Below are 19,315 nucleotides of genomic sequence, written 5' to 3' on the forward strand. Positions count from 1 at the left end.
GACCAGAGGCGTGAAGTGTGGCCTCATTTGATGGGGTGGATGCGCTTCCTGGTGGTCGCAAGCCTATTGGCGGGCCTGACTGCTTGCAGTACCCGTCCACCGGCTCAGCCGGAGAATCTGTGCCAGATCTTTCGCGAGAAGCCTGACTGGCACAAGGCCGCGCTCAAGATGAACGAGAAGTGGGGGACGCCGATCCATGTGGTGATGGCCATGATGTATCAGGAGTCCTCTTACGTACATGATGCCCAGCCGCCGATGCAGTATTTCCTCTTCATCCCGACCGGGCGGGCCAGTTCGGCTTATGGTTATGCTCAGGTCAAAGATGAAACCTGGGCGGATTACCAGCGAGAAACCGGCAACAGCTGGAGTGACCGCGATGATTTTGCCGACGCCATCGATTTTATGGGTTGGTACACTAACAAAGCCCAGCGGCTCAATGGCACCTCCAAGTGGGATGCCTATGGCCAGTACCTCAACTATCACGAAGGGTGGGGTGGCTACCGGCGTGGCAGCTATCGCAGCAAGGGGTGGTTGATGAAGACCTCTCGCAAGGTGGAAGCTCGCGCCCAGCGCTACGGCGCCCAGTACCGTCAATGCAAGGATCAGCTCTCCCGTGGGGGCTGGTTCTGGTAACCAAATCAGGAGTCAGAAATGCCGTTATTGGACAGTTTTACCGTTGACCACACCCGTATGGAAGCGCCAGCGGTGCGTGTGGCCAAGACCATGCAGACCCCGAACAAGGACACTATTACCGTGTTCGACCTGCGTTTCTGTGTGCCGAATCAGGAGATCCTCTCCGAGCGCGGTATCCATACGCTGGAGCACCTGTTCGCCGGTTTTATGCGTGATCACCTGAACGGCAACGGCGTGGAGATCATCGACATCTCCCCCATGGGTTGCCGTACCGGCTTCTACATGAGCCTGATCGGCGCGCCGGACGAAGCCCGTGTTGGAGCCGCCTGGCAGGCAGCCATGAGCGACGTGCTGACCGTGCAGGATCAGGCCAAGATCCCCGAGCTGAACGAGTATCAGTGCGGTACCTACAGCATGCACTCGCTGGAAGAGGCGCACGCCATCGCCCGTCATGTGCTGGAGCGCGGTATCGGCGTCAACCACAACGACGAGCTGGCCCTGCCGGAAGAGAAACTGAAGAGCCTTTGAGGCGGATGAGCTATCGCTCATCGTGTAACCTCTTCAGGGAATGTTAAAAGAGCCGGTCAGCCATGCTGACCGGCTCTTTTTTATCTCGCCAGACTGCAATAGTGGGGATGGCTTGCTCACCTTGCCGACTCTGATTAGGATGGTTTTTGAACCGAATCCGTTGGCGGAGGTGTGACGATGAAAGGGATATTGCTGCGTTGGCTAGCCTGTTACGACGCGTGGTGCGAGGAGTTGGGGCTCACTCAGGAGAACCGGCGCTGCTGCACGCCGGTTCGTTATGATGATGATTCAACTAAAGAGCGAGCTTGCGCAGAAGAGGCTGAGCTCAATCAAAATTGCGGGTCACGGCACCGGTAACGCTGTTGTACTCGAAGCCGAGGCCGTTTCGATAATCCGGGTTGGTCTGGAAGCGGTTGATGGAGTCGCGCAGGATATAGCGGCAGTTATTGTGGCTTAGTCCATTTTCAGCTTGGTTGGGGATGTCAATTATTTGCGAGTAATAATCTGCTTTATCCTCTAATTGCTTTGAGACTGTCTGGTCTGTATCGAGGATAGCTTTGAATAGTAGTTCGCAGTCGTTATCGCTGCTGACGGATATCTGATTGCTAGTGCCTCCGGGGAAAATGACATCAGTTTCTTGTATGTTGTACTCTTCTTCTGTTCCCACAGGCCAGCCGTAGTGGTTGATATCCAAATCTTTATTGCCCATCCCACTGAAGTTATACAGTGCGAGGTTTTGACCCTGCACTTTCACCGCCCATCCAGCATGAGCCAGCTGAACTGCACTGGCAAAGCTGCCTGCGGTCGCCGAGACAGTGCTTTTCAGGGCATCATCCTTGATATTGATAAAGCGGGGCAGGGCGGTGACGGCCAGGATCCCCAGCACTATGATCACCAGCACCAGTTCAATCAGGGTAAAGCCGTTGTTTCTGTTGTTCATCATGTTCAATGACCCATTAAATACCGCAAACAGGTGTGAGTGATATGCAGCTGATAGATACCCATTGCCATCTCGACTTTCCGGTGTTCGACCAGGACAGGGAGGCGCTGCTGGCCCGTTGTCGGGCATTAGGGGTGACGGAGTATATCATTCCTGCCATCGCAGAGGATAACTGGACTCGTGTGATGGCACTGGCAGAGCAACATGACGGCCTCTTTTATGGTCTGGGCATTCATCCCTGGTATGCCGGTGAACAGCGGGAGGGGGTGATGGAGCGGTTGCGAACGCTGGTGATGAGCCAACCTGCCAGGCTGGTGGCCATTGGTGAGTGCGGGCTTGACCTCCGTTCTCACGTGCCGCAGGAGGGGCAGCTTGCGCTGTTTGAGGCTCAGGTCCGGCTGGCTGCTGATGCCGGGCTTCCCCTGATGATCCACTCGGTGCGTGCCAATGACACTGTGGCCAAGCTGTTGCGCCATTTCAAGCCGCCTCGTGGCGGGGTGATCCATGCTTTCAGCGGTTCGTTGCAGCAGGCGGAGGCTTTCTGGCAACTGGGCTTTCGACTCGGGGTGGGCGGGGTGATCAGTTTTGAACGGGCGAACAAGACGCGAGAGGTATTTCGGGCTATGCCGCTCGAGGCTCTGGTGCTGGAAACCGATTCGCCCGATATGCCGTTACAAGGTGAGCAAGGCTCCCGGAATACCCCGGAAGCGCTGCCAAAAATAGCAGAAATATTGATGACATTGCGGGAGGAATCATCGGTGGATGTTACCAAGGTGTTATTTGAAACTGCCCGACATATTTTCCATCACGACCAATAGCCATGAAACAAATCCGCAACACCTGATTTAGTTGTCAGGAAAAAAAATGAGCGTAAAAATCGTTTGCTGTCTAATTTTGTGACACTTGGACATTTTGATAACGATAAAATGTGACCAGCATTCTATTTTATCGGACTTTAATTAGTATAATGCGCTCCCCTTGATTAGTTGGGTTTAATAACAACTCGCTAACAAGCCAGGTGCTACTAGAGGAAGATAATAATGAATTTGTTCATGGGTCTGGTAGGGATGGCGACGCTCGTCCTTATCGCGGTGCTGTTCTCCAGCAATCGCAAGGCAATCAACGTCCGTACCGTTGTCGGTGCGTTCGCAATTCAAGCCGGTCTGGGGGCGTTTGTTCTCTATGTTCCGGTTGGTCGCGATATCCTGGTCGGCGTGTCCGACGCGGTATCCAGCGTGATCAGCTACGGCCAGAACGGGATCGACTTCCTGTTTGGCGGTCTGGTCAGCAACAAGATGTTTGAAGTGTTCGGTGGCGGCGGCTTTGTCTTTGCCTTCCGTGTTCTGCCGGTCATCATCTTCTTCTCTTCCCTGATTGCAGTGCTCTACTACCTGGGCATCATGCAGATGGTCATCAAGTTGCTGGGCGGCGGTCTGCAGAAAGTACTGGGTACTTCCCGCACCGAATCCCTGTCTGCAACTGCCAACATCTTCGTAGGTCAGACCGAAGCACCGCTGGTGGTTCGTCCCTACATCGCCAAGATGACTGACTCCGAGCTGTTCGCCGTCATGTGTGGTGGTCTGGCTTCCGTTGCCGGTTCCGTACTGGCCGGTTACGCCTCCATGGGCGTGAAGATGGAGTACCTGATTGCTGCCTCCTTCATGGCTGCACCGGGTGGTCTGCTGTTCGCCAAGCTGCTGGTTCCCGAGACCGAGACCCCGAACTACGACGAAAGCTCTGCCGATGCCGAGCTGGATGACAAGCCTGCCAACGTCATTGACGCTGCTGCTGCTGGCGCTTCTGCCGGTATGCAACTGGCCCTGAACGTCGGCGCCATGCTGCTGGCCTTCATCGGTCTGATTGCCATGATCAACGGCATCTTCTCCGGTGTGGGTGGCTGGTTCGGTTATCCGCAACTCTCTCTGGAACTGCTGCTGGGCTGGATCTTCTCCCCGCTGGCCTTCCTGATCGGTGTGCCCTGGAATGAAGCCGTGGTTGCCGGTTCCTTCATCGGTCAGAAACTGGTAGTGAACGAGTTCGTGGCTTACCTGAACTTCGCTCCGTACCTGAAAGACGAAGTGCTGATCAACGGTGTGGCCATGTCCGATCACACCAAGGCGATCATCTCCTTCGCGCTGTGTGGTTTTGCCAACCTCTCCTCTGTTGCCATCCTGCTGGGTGGTCTGGGGTCCATGGCGCCGAACCGCCGCGGCACCATTGCACGCTTTGGTCTGAAAGCCGTACTGGCTGGCTCTCTGTCCAACCTGATGTCTGCCACTATCGCAGGCTTCTTCCTGGCACTGTCCGGCATGTAATCGCCGCCTGACTGACAGGGTATAAACACGAACGCCACGGCATCTGCCGTGGCGTTCGCGTATGGAGCGGTGACAACCGTTTTCCTATCTAAACTAATAATAAAATGAGTCAAATCGGAGGTTATATGAATGAAGTGCTACTGGCGATGGTGGCCGGCTTTATAGTTGGTTTGTTGTTTTCTTTCCTCAAATTGCCGATCCCGGCGCCTCCTGTTTTGTCCGGGGTAATGGGGATCGTCGGGGTCTATCTGGGGGGATTGGCCTACTCCTGGATCCTGACTCGTTTCTTTTCGTAAGGCTTTTTTAGACCTGGATTTGCCAGATGTGAGGTACCTCTGAAATTGGCAAATCCGGCTTGCAAACAGGGGGTATCTCGGCTGAAATAGGCGTTGCCAGCAGGGTGCTGGCAATGACTAATACTCGATGAAATCGGGTGTTGGCGGTCAAATGGAATTGATTGGGAAGTCGGGTCAGATGTTGTCGGCCTTTCTCAAGTCTTCATGGAACCAAGTCCGCACTTTTGTAAGAAAGTGACAGGGCTCTTGCCTTATTTACAGTCGCAGTGCCTGCAGGGTGTTTTGAATAGCATCCCGATAGTGCCGGTGCCTTCGCACTGTAATTCCATTCCCGTATAGCTGGGGATTACTGCCTGTGCATCCATCGCTGGATGGTATGGTGGTGCCCGGTTATCTGGATTAAATCGAGACTTTGGAGAACAGAATGACTGATCTGAAAGTGGCCGCTCAGCGCGCCCTGAACCTGATGGACCTGACCACCTTGAACGATGACGACACCGATCAGAAGGTGATCGACCTGTGCCATAAGGCCAAGTCACCGGCTGGCCTGACCGCCGCCGTCTGCATCTATCCCCGTTTTATTCCTATCGCTCGCAAGACCCTGCGTGAGATCGGCGCAGCCGACGTACGCATTGCGACCGTGACCAACTTCCCGCACGGCAACGACGACATCGAGATCGCCGTGGCCGAGACCCGTGCCGCTGTCGCCTACGGTGCCGACGAAGTGGACGTGGTGTTCCCGTACCGCGCCTTCATGGCTGGTAATGAACAGATTGGTTTTGATCTGGTCAAAGCCTGTAAAGAGGCCTGCGGTGCCAACGTGCTGCTGAAAGTGATCATCGAAACCGGCGAGCTGAAAGAAGAGGCGCTGATCCGTCGCGCTTCCGAGATCTGTATCGATGCCGGTGCCGACTTCATCAAGACCTCCACCGGCAAGGTGCCGGTCAATGCGACCCCGATCGCTGCCCGCATCATGATGGAAGTGATCAAGGCCAAGAATCCGAAAGTCGGCTTCAAGCCTGCCGGTGGCGTGAAAGATGCCGCCGTTGCCGGTCAGTATCTGGCCATGGCCGAAGAGATCCTCGGCAACGACTGGGTATCTGCCCGTACCTTCCGCTTTGGTGCATCCAGCCTGCTGGCCAGTCTGCTGGCCACTCTGGGGCATGGCGACAAGCCGGCCAACACCAGCGGTTACTAATAGGTTGATGAGAGGGCGGACGGCTGTCCGCCCTGTTAGCCCCCACCATGCGGTGTGCGGGCAAGGATTCAGGCTTGTGTAACGCCAGCAATGGCGGAGGGAATGAAAGATGTTTTTGCCTCAAGAAATTATTCGCAAGAAGCGCAACGGTGAAGCGCTCAGTACCCAAGAAATTCAATTCTTCGTTCAGGGCATTACCAGCAACACCATCGGCGAAGGGCAGATTGCTGCGCTGGCGATGGCGGTCTACTTCAAAGACATGACCATGGATGAGCGGGTTGCCCTGACCTGCGCCATGCGCGACTCCGGCATGGTATTGACCTGGGATCACCTCAATCTGGGTGGCCCGATTGTCGACAAGCACTCCACCGGCGGGGTGGGTGACGTTGTCTCCCTGATGCTTGGCCCGATGGTCGCTGCCTGCGGCGGTTTCGTGCCGATGATCTCCGGCCGTGGCCTGGGCCACACCGGCGGCACCCTCGACAAGCTGGATGCCATTCCCGGCTACCAGACCTCGGTCGACAACGACCGTTTCCTGAAAGTGGTGAAAGAGGCGGGTGTCGCCATCATCGGCCAGACCGGCGATCTCGCCCCCGCTGACAAGCGTATCTATGCAGTACGGGACATCACCGCCACCGTCGAATCTGTCGCCATGATCACCGGCTCCATCCTCTCCAAGAAGCTCGCCTCCGGGCTAGAAGCGCTGGTGATGGATGTGAAAGTGGGTTCCGGCGCCTTTATGCCGACCTTCGAAGCGTCTGAAGAGCTGGCCAAGAGCATTGTGGCCGTGGCCAACGGAGCTGGTTGCCGCACCTCTGCGCTCTTGACCGATATGAACCAGGTGCTGGCCTCCAGCGCCGGTAACGCGGTGGAAGTGCGTGAAGCGGTGCGCTACCTGACCGGTGAATATCGCAACCCGCGGATCCACGAAGTGACCATGGCGCTGTGCGCCGAGATGCTGATCTCCGCCGGTCTTGCCAGCGACGAGCGCGATGCCCGCGCCAAGCTGCAGGCGGTGCTGGATAACGGCAAGGCGGCCGAGATCTTCGGTCGCATGGTGACAGGTCTCGGTGGCCCGGCCGATTTTATGGAGCGTTATGACGCTTACCTGCCCAAGGCTGCCATAGTGCGCCCGGTCTTCGCGGCCAACAGCGGTTTTGTGACCGCCATGGATACCCGCGAACTGGGTCTGGCTGTGGTCGCCATGGGCGGTGGTCGGCGCGCTGCCGGTGACAAACTTGATTATGCGGTCGGTCTGACCGACTTTATCCGCCTGGGTCAAAACGTCGATGCTGACAAGCCGATCGCGATGATCCACGCTCAGACTGAAGAGCAATATGCTCAAGCTGCCAGCATGGTGCAGGCGGCTGTCCGGATTGGTGGCGAGCGGCCGGAGGCACTGCCTGAAGTGTACCGCCGTATCACCCTGGCCGATTTGTAACAAGGGGAAGACCCATGAAACGTACCTTTATTCTGATGATGGACTCTTTCGGTATTGGCGCTGCTGCCGATGCCGACAAGTTCGGAGATGTGGGCGCCAACACCCTTGGCCATATCGCCAAGGCGTGTGCGGCAGGTGAAATTGAAGGCCGCGGTGCCCTCAATCTGCCCAACCTCAACAAGCTGGGTCTGGGCCACGCCTGCGAGCAGGCCTCCGGCTACTTCCCGGAAGGGCTGAAGAAAGATATCGAGGTGGTCGGTGCCTACGGCTTTGCTCAGGAGCTCTCCTCCGGCAAGGACACCCCGTCCGGTCACTGGGAGATCGCCGGCGTGCCCGTGCTGTTCGAGTGGGGCTACTTCAAGGATCACCACAACAGCTTCCCGCAGGAGCTGCTGGACGCCATCGTCGAGAAGGCAGGTCTGCCAGGTTATCTCGGCAACTGCCACGCTTCCGGTACCCAGGTGCTGGATGATCTGGGCGAAGAGCACATGAAGACCGGCAAACCGATCCTCTACACCTCTGCCGACTCCGTGTTCCAGATTGCCTGCCACGAAGAGACCTACGGCCTCGAGAAGCTCTATGAGCTGTGCCACATAGTGCGCGAGCTGCTGGAGCCCTACAACATCGGCCGCGTGATTGCGCGTCCGTTTGTGGGCACTGGCAAGGGCAACTTCAAGCGTACCGGTAACCGTCACGACTACTCAGTGCTGCCGCCGGCGCCGACTGTGCTGGATTACATGAAGGAAGCGGGCGGTCAGGTGGTCTCCATCGGCAAGATTGCCGACATCTATGCCCAACAGGGCATCACCAAGCAGGTGAAAGGGACCGGTCTGACCGAGCTGTGGGATCGCACGCTGGAAGAGGTGAAAGCGGCCGGTGACAACACCATCGTCTTCACCAACTTCGTCGACTTCGACTCCTCCTACGGCCACCGTCGTGACGTTGCCGGTTATGCCGGTGCGCTGGAGTATTTCGATTCCCGCCTGCCGGAGCTGTTTGATCTGCTGCAAGATGGCGACGTGGTGGTGCTGACTGCCGACCACGGCTGTGACCCGACCTGGGGTGGCACCGACCACACCCGCGAATACATTCCGGTGCTGTTCTTCGGCAAGCCGGTCAAGGCTGGCTCCGTTGGGCGTCGCGAGACCTTTGCCGATATCGGCCAGAGCATCGCGGCTTACCACGGCCTGCCTAAACTGGCGTACGGTACCAGCTTCCTGTAATTTACCCGCCCGCCACTTCGGCGGCGGGCAATTTATAAAACAATAAAACTCAACCTAGTGTGAAGGAATCAAGAGAATGGCAACTCCTCATATCAATGCGAAAGATGGCGCCTTTGCTGATACCGTGCTGATGCCGGGCGACCCCCTGCGCGCCAAGTACATCGCTGAAACTTTCCTGGAGAACGTCGAGCAGATCTGCGACGTGCGCAACATGTTCGGTTTCACCGGTACCTACAAGGGCCGTCGTATCTCCGTGATGGGTCACGGCATGGGTATTCCGTCCTGCTCCATCTACGCAAAAGAGCTGATCACCGATTACGGTGTGAAGACCCTGATCCGCGTGGGCTCCTGTGGCGCTGTGCGTGAAGACGTGAAACTGCGTGACGTGGTGATCGGTATGGGTGCCTGCACCGATTCCAAAGTAAACCGTCTGCGCTTCAAGGATCACGACTTCGCTGCCATCGCCGACTTCGACCTGGTTGCCAATGCGGTACAGGCCGCCAAGAACAAGGGCGTTGCCGTGCGCGTCGGTAACATCTTCTCCGCCGACCTGTTCTACACTCCGGACCCCTCCATGTTCGACGTCATGGAAAAATACGGCATCCTGGGTGTCGAGATGGAAGCAGCCGGTATCTACGGCGTGGCTGCAGAGTACGGTGCCAAGGCGCTGACCATCTGCACCGTCTCCGACCATATCCGTACCGGTGAGCAGACCACCTCTGAAGAGCGTCAGCTGACCTTCAACGACATGATCGAGATCGCACTGGATTCCGTCCTGCTGGGCGACAAGTAATTCCCTTGCGAATAAGAAACGGCGGCCTTCTGGCCGCCGTTTTTGTATCTGCTCTCTGGTTGCGCCATCAGTTTTCCGGAGGCGGCGAAGGGGGCGTACTCTTTTTCTTGTGCTTGCGCACCCGCATGTAGTTGCGGCGCACGCCGTAGGAGATGAGCACCCCGGCCAGCAGGGCAACCAGCAACATCAGCCGCTGTTTCTCCTGCACCACCTTGAGCCGGGTGTCCTTGTCTGCCAGCATCTGCTGCTCTTCCAGGGTGATGCGCAGGAAGCCGATGGTCTGCTCGCCATCCCGGATCTCCTGTACGAACTGGATCCGCCCTTTGCCCTGCTCCGGCAGTGACTTGTTATCGCTGCCGATGGGCAGCAGGCTCTCCAGCGGCACCGCCTGCTCAGACTGGGCGAGGGGAATGCCGCGTCCGTCGTAGAGGGTGGCATCGAGGATCTCCGGCTCCGCCGCCAGATCCCGCGCCAGCCGCTCCAGCTCGCTGCTCTTCTCCTCCTTGATCCAGCGCTTCATGTCGCGGGCGGCATAGGCGACCAGCGCCTGTGCCCGGTTGCGCGCTTCGCTGTGCAGCGAGGCCTGGCTTTCACCCTGCATATGAATGAGCACACCGAGCACCCAGCATCCGAGCAGGATACCGGCACCCAGACTGAGAACACGTTTGATGGGAAGATGACGCTGCAAGCGTGAGACCTCTGGTAACAAGGAGTGGCGGGATCTTGGCGCTTGCCTGTACAAAAAGCAATACGCTACTCTGGGCCAGCATTGTTAACCCTCTGATCACCAAGGAAGGCGTATCCCTTATGTTGTTGTCCCGGCTCCCCCCTCTGTTATCCGATTGGCCCGCGTTGTTGTCCGGCTCACCCTGTTGGCAGCTCCACGCAGATGCGTTGCAACCGACAGAGACTCCGCAGGCTGGCGGCTGGTTGGTGCTGTTTGGCAAGGGGCTGGGCGCCTCCCATCTGGCGTGTCTGTCACCTTTGTTGGCTGCACAGGGGTTGGCGGCCACCCTCTATCCTCCCACCGAGGTGGCGGGCGTGCCGTTGTTGCTGCTTGGCTGCGATCGCTTCTCTTCCGAGCTGGTGGCCGAGCTCAAGAGCGGTGAGTGGGAGATCGATCTCTGCCATCTGCCCGCGCTACCGACCCTGAACGAGCCCGGCCTGCTGGTGATGGACATGGACTCCACCGCGATCCGCATCGAGTGTATCGACGAGATTGCCCGGCTTGCCGGGGTTGGCGAGCAGGTAGCTGCAGTGACGGCCGCAGCCATGCAGGGCAAGCTGGAGTTTTCCGACAGCCTGCGCAATCGGGTGGCCCTGCTGGCAGGGGCGCCGGTCACCATTCTCGACGAGGTGGCGGCATGGATGCCCTGGATGCCGGGATTGCAGCTGATGGTCGATACCCTCAAAGGGGCGGGTTGGAAGGTGGCCATCGCCTCCGGCGGTTTTACCCGTTTTGCTGGCCAGTTGCAGCGCGAGCTGGGGCTTGATGCCATCTTCGCCAACGAACTGGCGGTGGAGGGGGGCCAGCTGAGCGGCAAGGTGAGCGGGCGCATCGTCGACGCCAGCGTCAAGGCCGAGGTGTTGCAGCAGCTGGCTCAGGAGTACGGCATTGCTGCCGCCCAGACCGTGGCCATCGGCGATGGTGCCAACGATCTCAAAATGATGGGGGTCGCGGGCCTTGGCATTGCCATTCACGCCAAGCCGCTGGTGCGGGCGCAGGCGGCGGCCACCCTCAATCATCACGATTTGGAGGGGGTGATCTGCCTGTTGGCGGCGCGGGCCTGTAGCGAGCAACGCTGGGACAAGCGCTGACAGTGTTTCAAGGAGGAAACCAATAAAAATGGAATTGTTGCAGCAGTCTCTGTTTATCCCCTGTGGTGGCCATCAATTGCATGTGCGCCACATCAAACCCCGGGTCGCCGTGCATGGAGAGCCGATCCTGATGGTGCATGGCGCCATCGAGAACGGGCGGATCTTCTATACCGAATCGGGCAAGGGGCTGGCCTGCTTTCTGGCCCGTCACGGCTATCAGGTCTATGTGGCTGATTTGCGGGGGCGGGGGCTCAGCACTCCGGCTATAGCCGAGCAGGCAGAGCACGGTCAGCATGAGCTGATCACCGAGGATCTGCCCGCCCTGCAGCGCTGGATTGCAGAGCGCCATCATGGTTTCAAGGTGCACTGGGTGGCCCACTCCTGGGGTGGTGTCATCATGGCCTCGACCCTGGTGCGCTTCCCCGAGCTGGCGGATCAGGTGGCCAGCCTGCTGTTTTTTGGCACCAAGCGCGGTGTGTCGGTGCACAATCCCGAGCGCTGGCTGAAGGTGGATCTGATCTGGAATCGGCTGGCCCCCTGGCTGGCTCGCCGCCGTGGTTTTCTGGCGGCTCGCAATCTGAAGATCGGTGCTGACGACGAGCCGCTGCGCTATCTGCAGGAGACCATCCCCTGGGTCAAGTGCGGCCCCTGGCAGGATCCTCACGACGGTTTTGCCTATGACGAGGCGGCGGCACGGGTCAACTGGCCACCGCTCTGGATGATCTCGGCCAAAGCGGACAAGGTGCTGGGTCACCCGACCGATGTGCGCCGCTTCAGCGACGAGATGGGTTCGGCAACTCGTCACACCCGATTGGGGCGGGACAACGGCAACCGCCTCGATTATGACCACATCAATATGCTGACCGCCCCGCAGGCGCAGGAGGATCACTTCCCCCAGATCCTCGACTGGCTGCTCAACCCGCACGCGGCATGACAAAAAACAGGGCGCCTCGAGCGCCCTGTTTCATTTTTGTCTGTTTCCGGATCATCAGTTCAGCGGCGGCGTGATGCCAAAGCGGAACAGGGTGGCCTGGGTGGTATCGGTCAGTTCGCCTACCCCCACCACGCTCCAGAGCTCCTCTTCCAGCTTGCGTGCCTTGTGGATGGCGAACTTGGCGATGTAGTCCAGCTCGTTGGCGATGAAGTTGGTGTCGGGCCGTCCGGTACGGGAGATACCGACCAGCACCGAGTAGAACTCCCCCTGTTGCTGCGCCAGCTCGATGAACTGACGCTTCTCTTTGACGTTGGCAAAGCTGCTGGCCAGCCGGCTGCTGAAGATGGGCAGGCCGGCCTTGGTCTGGATGCTGGCGATATAGACCTCGTCCTCTCTCGGTTTGTCCTCCCGCTCGATGGCACGCAACGGGTTCATCAGCAGCTCCTTGAGCAGCTCCCCCTGAAACAGCGGGTAGAGGTTCTCCTGCTCCGGCAGCTCGGCACAGGCTTGCAGCAGCCGCTGCAGACTGCGCAGTTGCAGAGACTTGCCGATGGAGGCCGGTTTGGGCGCGCCTTTCAGCTTGTTGACGTAGACCGGCGAGTTGAACAGGTGGTGGGTGTAGATGTTGCGCAGTGCCCGCGCCAGCCCGCGATAGCGGCGCTGCTCCTGCGCCGCCTTGAGCTTGTTCTGGTTGCTCTCGATCAGCAGGCTGAAGAATTGGCGGCCGGTATGGCGATCCGAATCCCCTTCGATGCAGAGGTGCAGCACGGTGCGGGTCATGTTGAGACTGACCAGCCGGTAGGAGAGGCGCTGCAGATCCATGCTCTTGGAGAGCTCCTGCAAGCGGGGCAGGGCGATGGTCACCACATCGTTCTTCTCGCCGATAAAAGCATCTTCCAGCTCTATTTGCAGGCCGTGTGTCGAGATGTCGCGGGTCCAGCCGATCCAGGATTTGCCGTTGTGATGGATGGCGACCGCCGTCTTGTGGATGTAGCGCGACTCCTTGCGCAGCTGAACATAGTGCAGGGTCTCGATCTCGAACGGGGCAACCCCCTGCTCGTGACCAAAGCGTTGCAGCTCGTTGGCGTTGTTGCTGACCCCTTCCTGATGGAACTCTTCCCGCTGTGACTCCAGCCCGATCTCCTGCAGCAGGCCGCAATAGCCGATCTGTTTGAGCCGCTCGAGCAGCAGGATGTCTTGCAACTGCGGGTTGTCCTGCCCTTGCAGTTGCCCCACATCCGCCTCGACCAGATCGCATGCCTCCAGCGTGAACTTGTAGACACGCCAGCTGGGGCGGCGCGAGCCCACCTGGAAGAAGAGGGCGGTGAGGCCACTCTGGCGCAGCTCCTCGGCGGTGGCGGAGAAGAAGTAGATGTGGCTGCGCACCGTGTGGGTAAAGCAGTAGATGATGGTCTCGGTGGTGGTGCCGGGGGCCGGGCAGAGCCTTTTCATCCGCTCTGCGCTGAAAAGCCCCGCGAGGGCATCGCGGTTTTTCTCATCGCGCCAATACTCCAGCAGGTGCTGGTTGTTTTCCGTACGCAGGGCTATCTCGAGATTAGGGCTGTCGCCTGTGCCGAAGAAGAGCGGCATACCGGTCATCCGTGGCAGGTAGAACTGCTCATACCCCTTGATGATGGCGGCGGAGAGCAGATAGTCGACGCTGACCCGATAGCGGATCTTGTTGGCATCGATAAAGTCGCTGAGGAAGGCATCAAAGGCTGGCTGTTCGCCGGAGCGCACCAGTCGCAGCCAGTATTTCCCCTCTTTGCTCTCTTCGCCAAGGATCTGATAGCCGACCGGCTGGTGCAGCACCGGATTAGGGGTGTCCCGCTCCAGTCCGGTAAAGAAGACCTCCACCTGGGCGCCGGTGTGATAGTTCGGCAGATAGGGAACCGAGACCCGCATGCCACCCAGCGAGAGATCTGAACTCTTGGCGAACAGCTTCTCTCCGTCCTGAAACTTGATCAGCACCGGTGAGCTGAAGTGCATCCGCTCCTGACGGCGGCCGTAGTAGCTGGCAAAGGCAATGGTGTTGACATCATATTGCCGGAAGGGGCTGGCCGGTGGAGACAGCTGACCATCCACGCGGGCGTTGTGGTGCTGTTTTTGCCACTGTTGCAGCGCCTCGTAGACACCGAGGGTATAGATATCGCGGTAGAGATAGCACTGGGACTGGAACAGGGCAATCGCATCGGCGGGCATGAAGTGAGTGATGCCGTCGAACTCATGCACCAGGCACTCATCCTCCAGCTCATCGCGCATGTCGATGACCCTGCGGCAGGGGGAGCACTTGCGCTTGAGCTCCATCTTGATCAGAAAACGGCTGTTGCTGTTTTCCTCCTGAGTCATGCGGTTGAAGATCTCCTCGAAATCTTTCTCCCGCAGCAAGGGGACGAGTTGTTCAATCAGATGTTGCTGGTGTTCTGAATCCATTTGTTCCTGCCACGGAAAGTCACTTTTCCGATTCTGGGTTTGATCTGTCGGTCGCAAACAAGTATATCAAGCAGGAATTCATCCTGTCCCCGAGTTATCAATGGCCAAAAATAAAACTGCTTATGTTTGTTCCGAATGTGGTGCCGACTTCACACGCTGGCAAGGTCAATGCAGCGAGTGCAAGGAGTGGAATACCATCACCGAGGTGCGCCTCGGTTCGGTGAGCCCCGCTGGCAAGAGTGCCCGTTACACCGGTTATGCTGGCGCGGTCGGCAGTCAGGTACAGACACTGGCAGAGATTGCCACCACCGAAATTCCCCGTTTTACCTCAGGTTTCAAGGAGCTGGATCGGGTGCTTGGTGGCGGTGTGGTGCCCGGCTCGGCCATTCTGATCGGCGGCAACCCGGGGGCGGGCAAGTCCACCCTGCTGCTGCAGACCATGTGTGGTCTCGCAGAGCGGATGAAAACCCTCTATGTCACTGGTGAGGAGTCGCTGCAGCAGGTGGCGATGCGGGCCAACCGCCTTGGGCTGCCCACCGACAAGCTGCGGATGCTCTCCGAGACCAGCGTCGAGCAGATCTGTTTGATTGCCCAGCAGGAGCAGCCGCAGATCATGGTGATTGACTCCATTCAGGTGATGCATGTGGCGGATGTGCAATCGTCCCCCGGTTCTGTCTCTCAGGTGCGCGAAGCGGCAGCGCTGCTGACCCGCTATGCCAAACAGAACCATGTGGCCATCTTTATGGTGGGTCATGTGACCAAGGATGGCAGTCTGGCGGGTCCCAAGGTGCTGGAGCACTGCATCGACTGTTCTGTGTTGCTAGATGGCGGCCATGACTCCCGTTTTCGTACCCTGCGCTCTCACAAGAACCGCTTCGGTGCGGTCAACGAGCTGGGGGTCTTTGCCATGACCGAACAGGGAATGCGCGAGGTGAGCAATCCCTCCGCCATCTTCCTCAGTCGGGGGCAGGAGCAGGCGCCCGGTTCCATCGTCATGGTTATCTGGGAGGGTACCCGACCGCTGCTGGTGGAGTTGCAGGCGCTGGTGGACTACTCCCAGCTCTCCAACCCGCGCCGGGTGGCGGTGGGGATGGATCACAACCGGCTCGCCATGTTGCTGGCGGTGCTGCACCGTCACGGCGGGCTGCAGATGGCGGATCAGGATGTCTTCATCAACGTGGTCGGCGGGGTCAAGGTCGAGGAGACCAGTGCGGACTTGGCGCTGCTGCTGGCGATGGTCTCCAGCTTCCGGGACCAAGCGCTGCCCAAGGATCTGGTGGTGTTCGGCGAAGTGGGCCTTTCCGGTGAAATTCGCCCTGTGCCGTCCGGCCAGGAGCGTTTGCAGGAGGCGGCCAAACACGGTTTCCGCCGTGCCATCGTGCCGCATGCCAATGCCCCCAAGCACCCCATCGAAGGGATGGAGGTAGTGCCGGTCAAGAAGCTGTCCGAGGCTCTCGAGGCGCTGTAATCCCTCAGCATTGCAATCGAGACAACCGCACAACGAAAAAAGAGCGCCTCGGCGCTCTTTTTTATGGGCTGGCACCTGCCATTAGGGCTGGCTGTGTTCCAGATGCTCGCTCAGCAGTTGTTCCAGCTCGCGGTGGAGCAGCTCTTCGTCGCCGACGTTAAGCTCGATCATCCGCTTGAGATGGGTGGCACTGTCGATATCGATGTGGTGGCAGTAGAAACCCAGCTTCTTGCTGGCTTCGTGGGTCAGCTCGACCTGCATTTTGATCTCGATATCGCTACCGCTCAGGATAAAGCTGAGCTGGTACTCCTTGTTGTCACGGCTCTCCCAGTCGTCGGGGCGGATCAGCAGGGCCCCCTGCAAGGAGACGTCGACAAGCTGGGTCTGCCACTTCTGTTCCCCCTGGGTGAGTTCTGCCATGGTCAAGTAGAGGATCCGTGCAAAACGGCGGCGCTCAGACATGCTCATCTCCTGTATGCAATAAGTGTGGACGCTAGGGTCATTGCTCTGAGTGTAATCCACCTTGGTTGCCAGTATCTTGAACTTGCTCCGAAAATGGCATTCAGGCTTGCTGGGTACTCAAGGATTCCACCACATGAAGCGCCTTGACCAGGCGATCTTCCTGTTTGAACCGCTCTTCCAGAACCGGACCCAACTCGTTGAGATCATCATCCAGTAGCAGCAATTGGGCCTCGTCGGCATCACTGTATTTGTCGTTGAACTCGAGGGCGAATTCCGTGCTGTTACGAATATGGGGATAGATGCGCTTGGCCAGCTCCAGTGTTTCGCCGCTGGCTTGCTCGAAGGCGGTGACGACGTGGTGGTAGATCTCGAAATGGCCTGCACTGACATAGTCGACCAGCCGGTCGCAAAACTGATGCAGCTCTTCTGTTTTGGGCAGGCTGCGTTGCTTGGTCCGCGCCGGAGTGAGGCCTGCCAGCTGCATGTATCCAACCAGCAACGCTTGCCTTGCATCCAGCCAGTCGTCGATAGCCTTATGCTTGCCTGCCAGCGCCTGCTTGGTCTGTTCCAGTTTCGTCAACATAATCCCTATCCCTCCGTGGGGCAAAGGCTGGCCGATTGTTCGGTATTCCGAGCCGTTTGAGCAGTGACACAAACTATAACTAGGGAAAATCTGGGCAAGCGTCAATAGCCATGGGGGGATAATGTTAAGTGGCGAAGAAATAGTCAGCGGATTGTGTCTGCGTGCTAGCAGGTTTCAGGCCTGCTCACGGTTTTTCGCGTGTGGAATGTGACTATTTCCGCAGATCTTGATGAAAACCCCAGCGTTTGACGCGTTCGGCTCGATAAAGGCTTTGCCTGTGCGTTTTTTTTTGCATAGAGTGACCCAGCGCTAAATGCCCGATCATAAAGGAAATGTTATGAACAAAGCTCAACTTGTCGATGCGATTGCCGCCAAAGCAGATCTGAGCAAAGCTCAGGCCAAAGTGGCTCTGGAAGAGATCATCAATGGTATTACCCAGAGCTTGAAAGAAGGCGATGCTGTGCAACTGGTCGGTTTTGGCACCTTCAAGGTCACCCACCGCGCAGGCCGCACCGGTCGTAACCCGCAAACTGGTAAAGAGATCCAGATTGCTGCTGCCAACGTGCCTTCATTCGTGGCTGGCAAGGCTCTGAAAGACGCCGTCAAGTAAGTCCGAAAGTCTGTTTTGTCCAATGCCAGTCAGCTTGCTGACTGGCATTGTTTTTATGGGATTCTCCCATCCTTCCTATTAGTCCTTCCTGACTTTTCCTTCTGTCGGCCACTTTCGGTTTGCGGCTGAGGCCTTATGCCGTCTGCGGGTTGGATGGCAGCGGCCAGATCCGCTCATAGGCCCAGGTAAAGACCATGATGTAGACGAGGTAGAAGGCGACGAAGCCGAGATCCAGCATCAGGGCGTCCCACACTCCCAAATCGAGCCAGAACATGACGCAGGGGAGGGAGAGCATCATAAAGCTCGCCTCATAGCCAAACGCGTGCAGGAAGCGGTCCAGTGGTCGCTTGTTGGTGCGCCCGCACAGTTTGAGCAACCCCTTGTCGAACAACAGGTTCCAGCCGTAGGTCCAGGCAGTGGCGACGATGGAGAAGAAGATGGCCAGCGAACCGACCTCGGCGACGCCCTGACCGAACAGCTGGCTGATCAGCGGTGCGACCAGTGCCAGCCCGATGCCTTCGTAGAGAACCAGATAACGAAGTCGATCCGGGGTGGTGCGTAGTTGGGTACTACTCATGGGTGATGTGCCTCCTGTGGGAGGCGCATTCTAATCAGGGAGTGGTTAAAAGAGAAGCATCGGCCCGTCATGACGGGCGTTGAGGGGCATGATGATGCGCCCTCTTTGCGATACTTCTCTATTGCCAACTTGGGCGTTAGCCCTGAGTGGTCAAGTCTGCGACTCAGGCGCCGGTTGGCGTGACCCGTGTCAGCATGGCAAAGCCCTCTTCCACTTGTGTGAGCTGTACCTTGACCTCCCCCAACTCGGCGAGCGAGGCAACATGAGTGCCACCACAGGGAATGGTCACCTCCTGGCCTTCCAGCATGCAGTGCCAGTAACGGGAATCGATGATCGCCTCGCCAGCGCGGCTGCGGCGGATCTCGCTCCCGGCTGCGATCCAGTCGGCCAGCTGCTGGTTTACCTTCTCTTCAATCAGCGCCAGATCTGCCAGCAGCGATTCGCTGTTGACCCCTTTCTTGCGCAAGCTCTTGCCTATGCGGTATTGCTCCCGCGAACCGCAAGGCTCGACCCGCGAGCTTTGAATAGCCAGGCGGTCGAAGTCGGGCTGGCCCAGTGCATCGCGCTCGCTTACCTCCTTGCGCCAGTAGGGAGTTAGTACTCGATTGAGCGCCAGCGCGGCCAGATGGCAGCCACTATGGCCCAGACTCAACGCGTGGCGGGCAGCGCTATCCACTTGCAATTCGACCTGGCTGCCAACGGCCAGCGCGTGGTCTCCGGTCAGCGGATGTACCACCACGAAACTCCACCCCTCTGCGCCCCGCTTGACCGGAATGGCTGTATCGACGAACAGCTCGCCATCCGGGCTGATGGCCCCCATCCGGCAAGGGCCAATGGCGGCTTCGCCCCCTTCCCAGCGAGCATGGCCCACGTCCCCCGGCTGATCGGGCCAGAGGTGACTCTGGGGATGAAAGGGGGTGAGGTCGGTGACCAGCAGTGTGGTGTCACCGCGCTGGCAGCAGACCACGCTGACCTGCTCCTGATGATGGCCCAGTACGAAGCTGGCTCGGGTGTGTTCCATGGCAAGGCTCCCGCAACGATAAATGAGAAGAGAAAGCGGCAG

20 protein-coding genes are annotated in these 19,315 nt (G+C 58.4%); 13 read left to right on the top strand and 7 right to left on the bottom strand.

The window, feature by feature from the left end:
- Positions 1-39 precede the first annotated feature (39 nt).
- Together I6L47_RS17220 and luxS are read left to right on the top strand one after the other, a co-directional pair.
- Positions 40-633, top strand: a complete 594-nt coding sequence (locus I6L47_RS17220) for a hypothetical protein (RefSeq protein ID WP_272950157.1) — start codon at positions 40-42, stop codon at positions 631-633.
- 18 nt (positions 634-651) lie between these two features.
- On the top strand, positions 652-1,161 hold the full coding sequence (gene luxS, locus I6L47_RS17225; RefSeq protein ID WP_005340462.1) for an S-ribosylhomocysteine lyase: 510 nt from the start codon (positions 652-654) through the stop codon (positions 1,159-1,161).
- Positions 1,162-1,486: 325 nt separating this feature from the next.
- Here luxS and I6L47_RS17230 read toward each other — a convergent pair whose 3' ends face one another.
- A complete protein-coding gene (locus I6L47_RS17230) occupies positions 1,487-2,104 on the bottom strand; it encodes a type II secretion system protein (protein WP_272905355.1) in 618 nt (205 codons plus the stop codon).
- 41 nt (positions 2,105-2,145) lie between these two features.
- On the opposite strand from I6L47_RS17230, the gene I6L47_RS17235 reads away from it, so the two are divergent.
- The 7 genes from I6L47_RS17235 to deoD all read left to right on the top strand — a co-directional run bounded on the left by I6L47_RS17235 (position 2,146) and on the right by deoD (position 9,367).
- Positions 2,146-2,919 carry a TatD family hydrolase gene (locus tag I6L47_RS17235; RefSeq protein WP_216949380.1) on the top strand — a complete coding sequence of 258 codons (774 nt, stop codon included), beginning with the start codon at positions 2,146-2,148 and terminating at the stop codon, positions 2,917-2,919.
- A gap of 222 nt (positions 2,920-3,141) precedes the next feature.
- Entirely contained in the window at positions 3,142-4,416 is a 1,275-nt protein-coding gene (locus tag I6L47_RS17240; RefSeq protein ID WP_005340466.1) for a NupC/NupG family nucleoside CNT transporter, read from the top strand.
- Positions 4,417-4,541: 125 nt separating this feature from the next.
- Positions 4,542-4,712: a XapX domain-containing protein gene (locus I6L47_RS17245; protein WP_005340467.1), complete on the top strand. Its 171-nt coding sequence runs from the start codon at positions 4,542-4,544 to the stop codon at positions 4,710-4,712.
- 424 nt (positions 4,713-5,136) lie between these two features.
- Positions 5,137-5,910 (top strand): deoxyribose-phosphate aldolase, encoded by a 774-nt coding sequence (gene deoC, locus I6L47_RS17250; RefSeq protein ID WP_179901746.1) that lies wholly within the window; start codon positions 5,137-5,139, stop codon positions 5,908-5,910.
- Between the two features lie 109 nt (positions 5,911-6,019).
- Positions 6,020-7,351 carry a thymidine phosphorylase gene (gene deoA, locus I6L47_RS17255; RefSeq protein WP_216947955.1) on the top strand — a complete coding sequence of 444 codons (1,332 nt, stop codon included), beginning with the start codon at positions 6,020-6,022 and terminating at the stop codon, positions 7,349-7,351.
- A gap of 14 nt (positions 7,352-7,365) precedes the next feature.
- Positions 7,366-8,574: a phosphopentomutase gene (locus tag I6L47_RS17260; protein WP_064337332.1), complete on the top strand. Its 1,209-nt coding sequence runs from the start codon at positions 7,366-7,368 to the stop codon at positions 8,572-8,574.
- Positions 8,575-8,650: 76 nt separating this feature from the next.
- Entirely contained in the window at positions 8,651-9,367 is a 717-nt protein-coding gene (deoD, locus tag I6L47_RS17265) for a purine-nucleoside phosphorylase (protein WP_005340471.1), read from the top strand.
- Between the two features lie 67 nt (positions 9,368-9,434).
- Here the strand turns inward: deoD and I6L47_RS17270 are convergent, their stop codons facing one another.
- Positions 9,435-10,055 carry an AhpA/YtjB family protein gene (locus I6L47_RS17270; RefSeq protein WP_005340472.1) on the bottom strand — a complete coding sequence of 207 codons (621 nt, stop codon included), beginning with the start codon at positions 10,053-10,055 and terminating at the stop codon, positions 9,435-9,437.
- Between the two features lie 119 nt (positions 10,056-10,174).
- Here I6L47_RS17270 and serB point away from each other — a divergent pair, with 119 nt between their 5' ends.
- Positions 10,175-11,185 (top strand): phosphoserine phosphatase SerB, encoded by a 1,011-nt coding sequence (serB, locus tag I6L47_RS17275; RefSeq protein ID WP_216947956.1) that lies wholly within the window; start codon positions 10,175-10,177, stop codon positions 11,183-11,185.
- 28 nt (positions 11,186-11,213) lie between these two features.
- Positions 11,214-12,119: an alpha/beta fold hydrolase gene (locus I6L47_RS17280; RefSeq protein WP_149153618.1), complete on the top strand. Its 906-nt coding sequence runs from the start codon at positions 11,214-11,216 to the stop codon at positions 12,117-12,119.
- 54 nt (positions 12,120-12,173) lie between these two features.
- Here I6L47_RS17280 and I6L47_RS17285 read toward each other — a convergent pair whose 3' ends face one another.
- Positions 12,174-14,552 (bottom strand): PilZ domain-containing protein, encoded by a 2,379-nt coding sequence (locus I6L47_RS17285; protein ID WP_216947957.1) that lies wholly within the window; start codon positions 14,550-14,552, stop codon positions 12,174-12,176.
- 100 nt (positions 14,553-14,652) lie between these two features.
- On the opposite strand from I6L47_RS17285, the gene radA reads away from it, so the two are divergent.
- On the top strand, positions 14,653-16,020 hold the full coding sequence (radA, locus tag I6L47_RS17290; protein ID WP_005340481.1) for a DNA repair protein RadA: 1,368 nt from the start codon (positions 14,653-14,655) through the stop codon (positions 16,018-16,020).
- Positions 16,021-16,101: 81 nt separating this feature from the next.
- On the opposite strand, the gene I6L47_RS17295 is transcribed toward radA, so the two are convergent.
- Together I6L47_RS17295 and I6L47_RS17300 are read right to left on the bottom strand one after the other, a co-directional pair.
- On the bottom strand, positions 16,102-16,482 hold the full coding sequence (locus I6L47_RS17295; protein ID WP_005340482.1) for a PilZ domain-containing protein: 381 nt from the start codon (positions 16,480-16,482) through the stop codon (positions 16,102-16,104).
- Between the two features lie 100 nt (positions 16,483-16,582).
- Positions 16,583-17,065, bottom strand: coding sequence for an Rsd/AlgQ family anti-sigma factor (locus I6L47_RS17300; RefSeq protein WP_005348975.1), 483 nt, complete (start codon positions 17,063-17,065; stop codon positions 16,583-16,585).
- A gap of 337 nt (positions 17,066-17,402) precedes the next feature.
- Here I6L47_RS17300 and hupA point away from each other — a divergent pair, with 337 nt between their 5' ends.
- Positions 17,403-17,675: a nucleoid-associated protein HU-alpha gene (hupA, locus tag I6L47_RS17305; RefSeq protein ID WP_005340484.1), complete on the top strand. Its 273-nt coding sequence runs from the start codon at positions 17,403-17,405 to the stop codon at positions 17,673-17,675.
- Positions 17,676-17,808: 133 nt separating this feature from the next.
- Here hupA and I6L47_RS17310 read toward each other — a convergent pair whose 3' ends face one another.
- Positions 17,809-18,252 carry a PACE efflux transporter gene (locus I6L47_RS17310; RefSeq protein ID WP_005358045.1) on the bottom strand — a complete coding sequence of 148 codons (444 nt, stop codon included), beginning with the start codon at positions 18,250-18,252 and terminating at the stop codon, positions 17,809-17,811.
- Positions 18,253-18,415: 163 nt separating this feature from the next.
- Complete coding sequence (locus I6L47_RS17315) at positions 18,416-19,273, bottom strand: hypothetical protein (protein WP_216947958.1); 858 nt, start codon at positions 19,271-19,273, stop codon at positions 18,416-18,418.
- Positions 19,274-19,315 lie beyond the last annotated feature (42 nt).

It is taken from the genome of Aeromonas sp. FDAARGOS 1417 (genome assembly GCF_019046985.1).
Taxonomy (GTDB): domain Bacteria; phylum Pseudomonadota; class Gammaproteobacteria; order Enterobacterales; family Aeromonadaceae; genus Aeromonas; species Aeromonas veronii.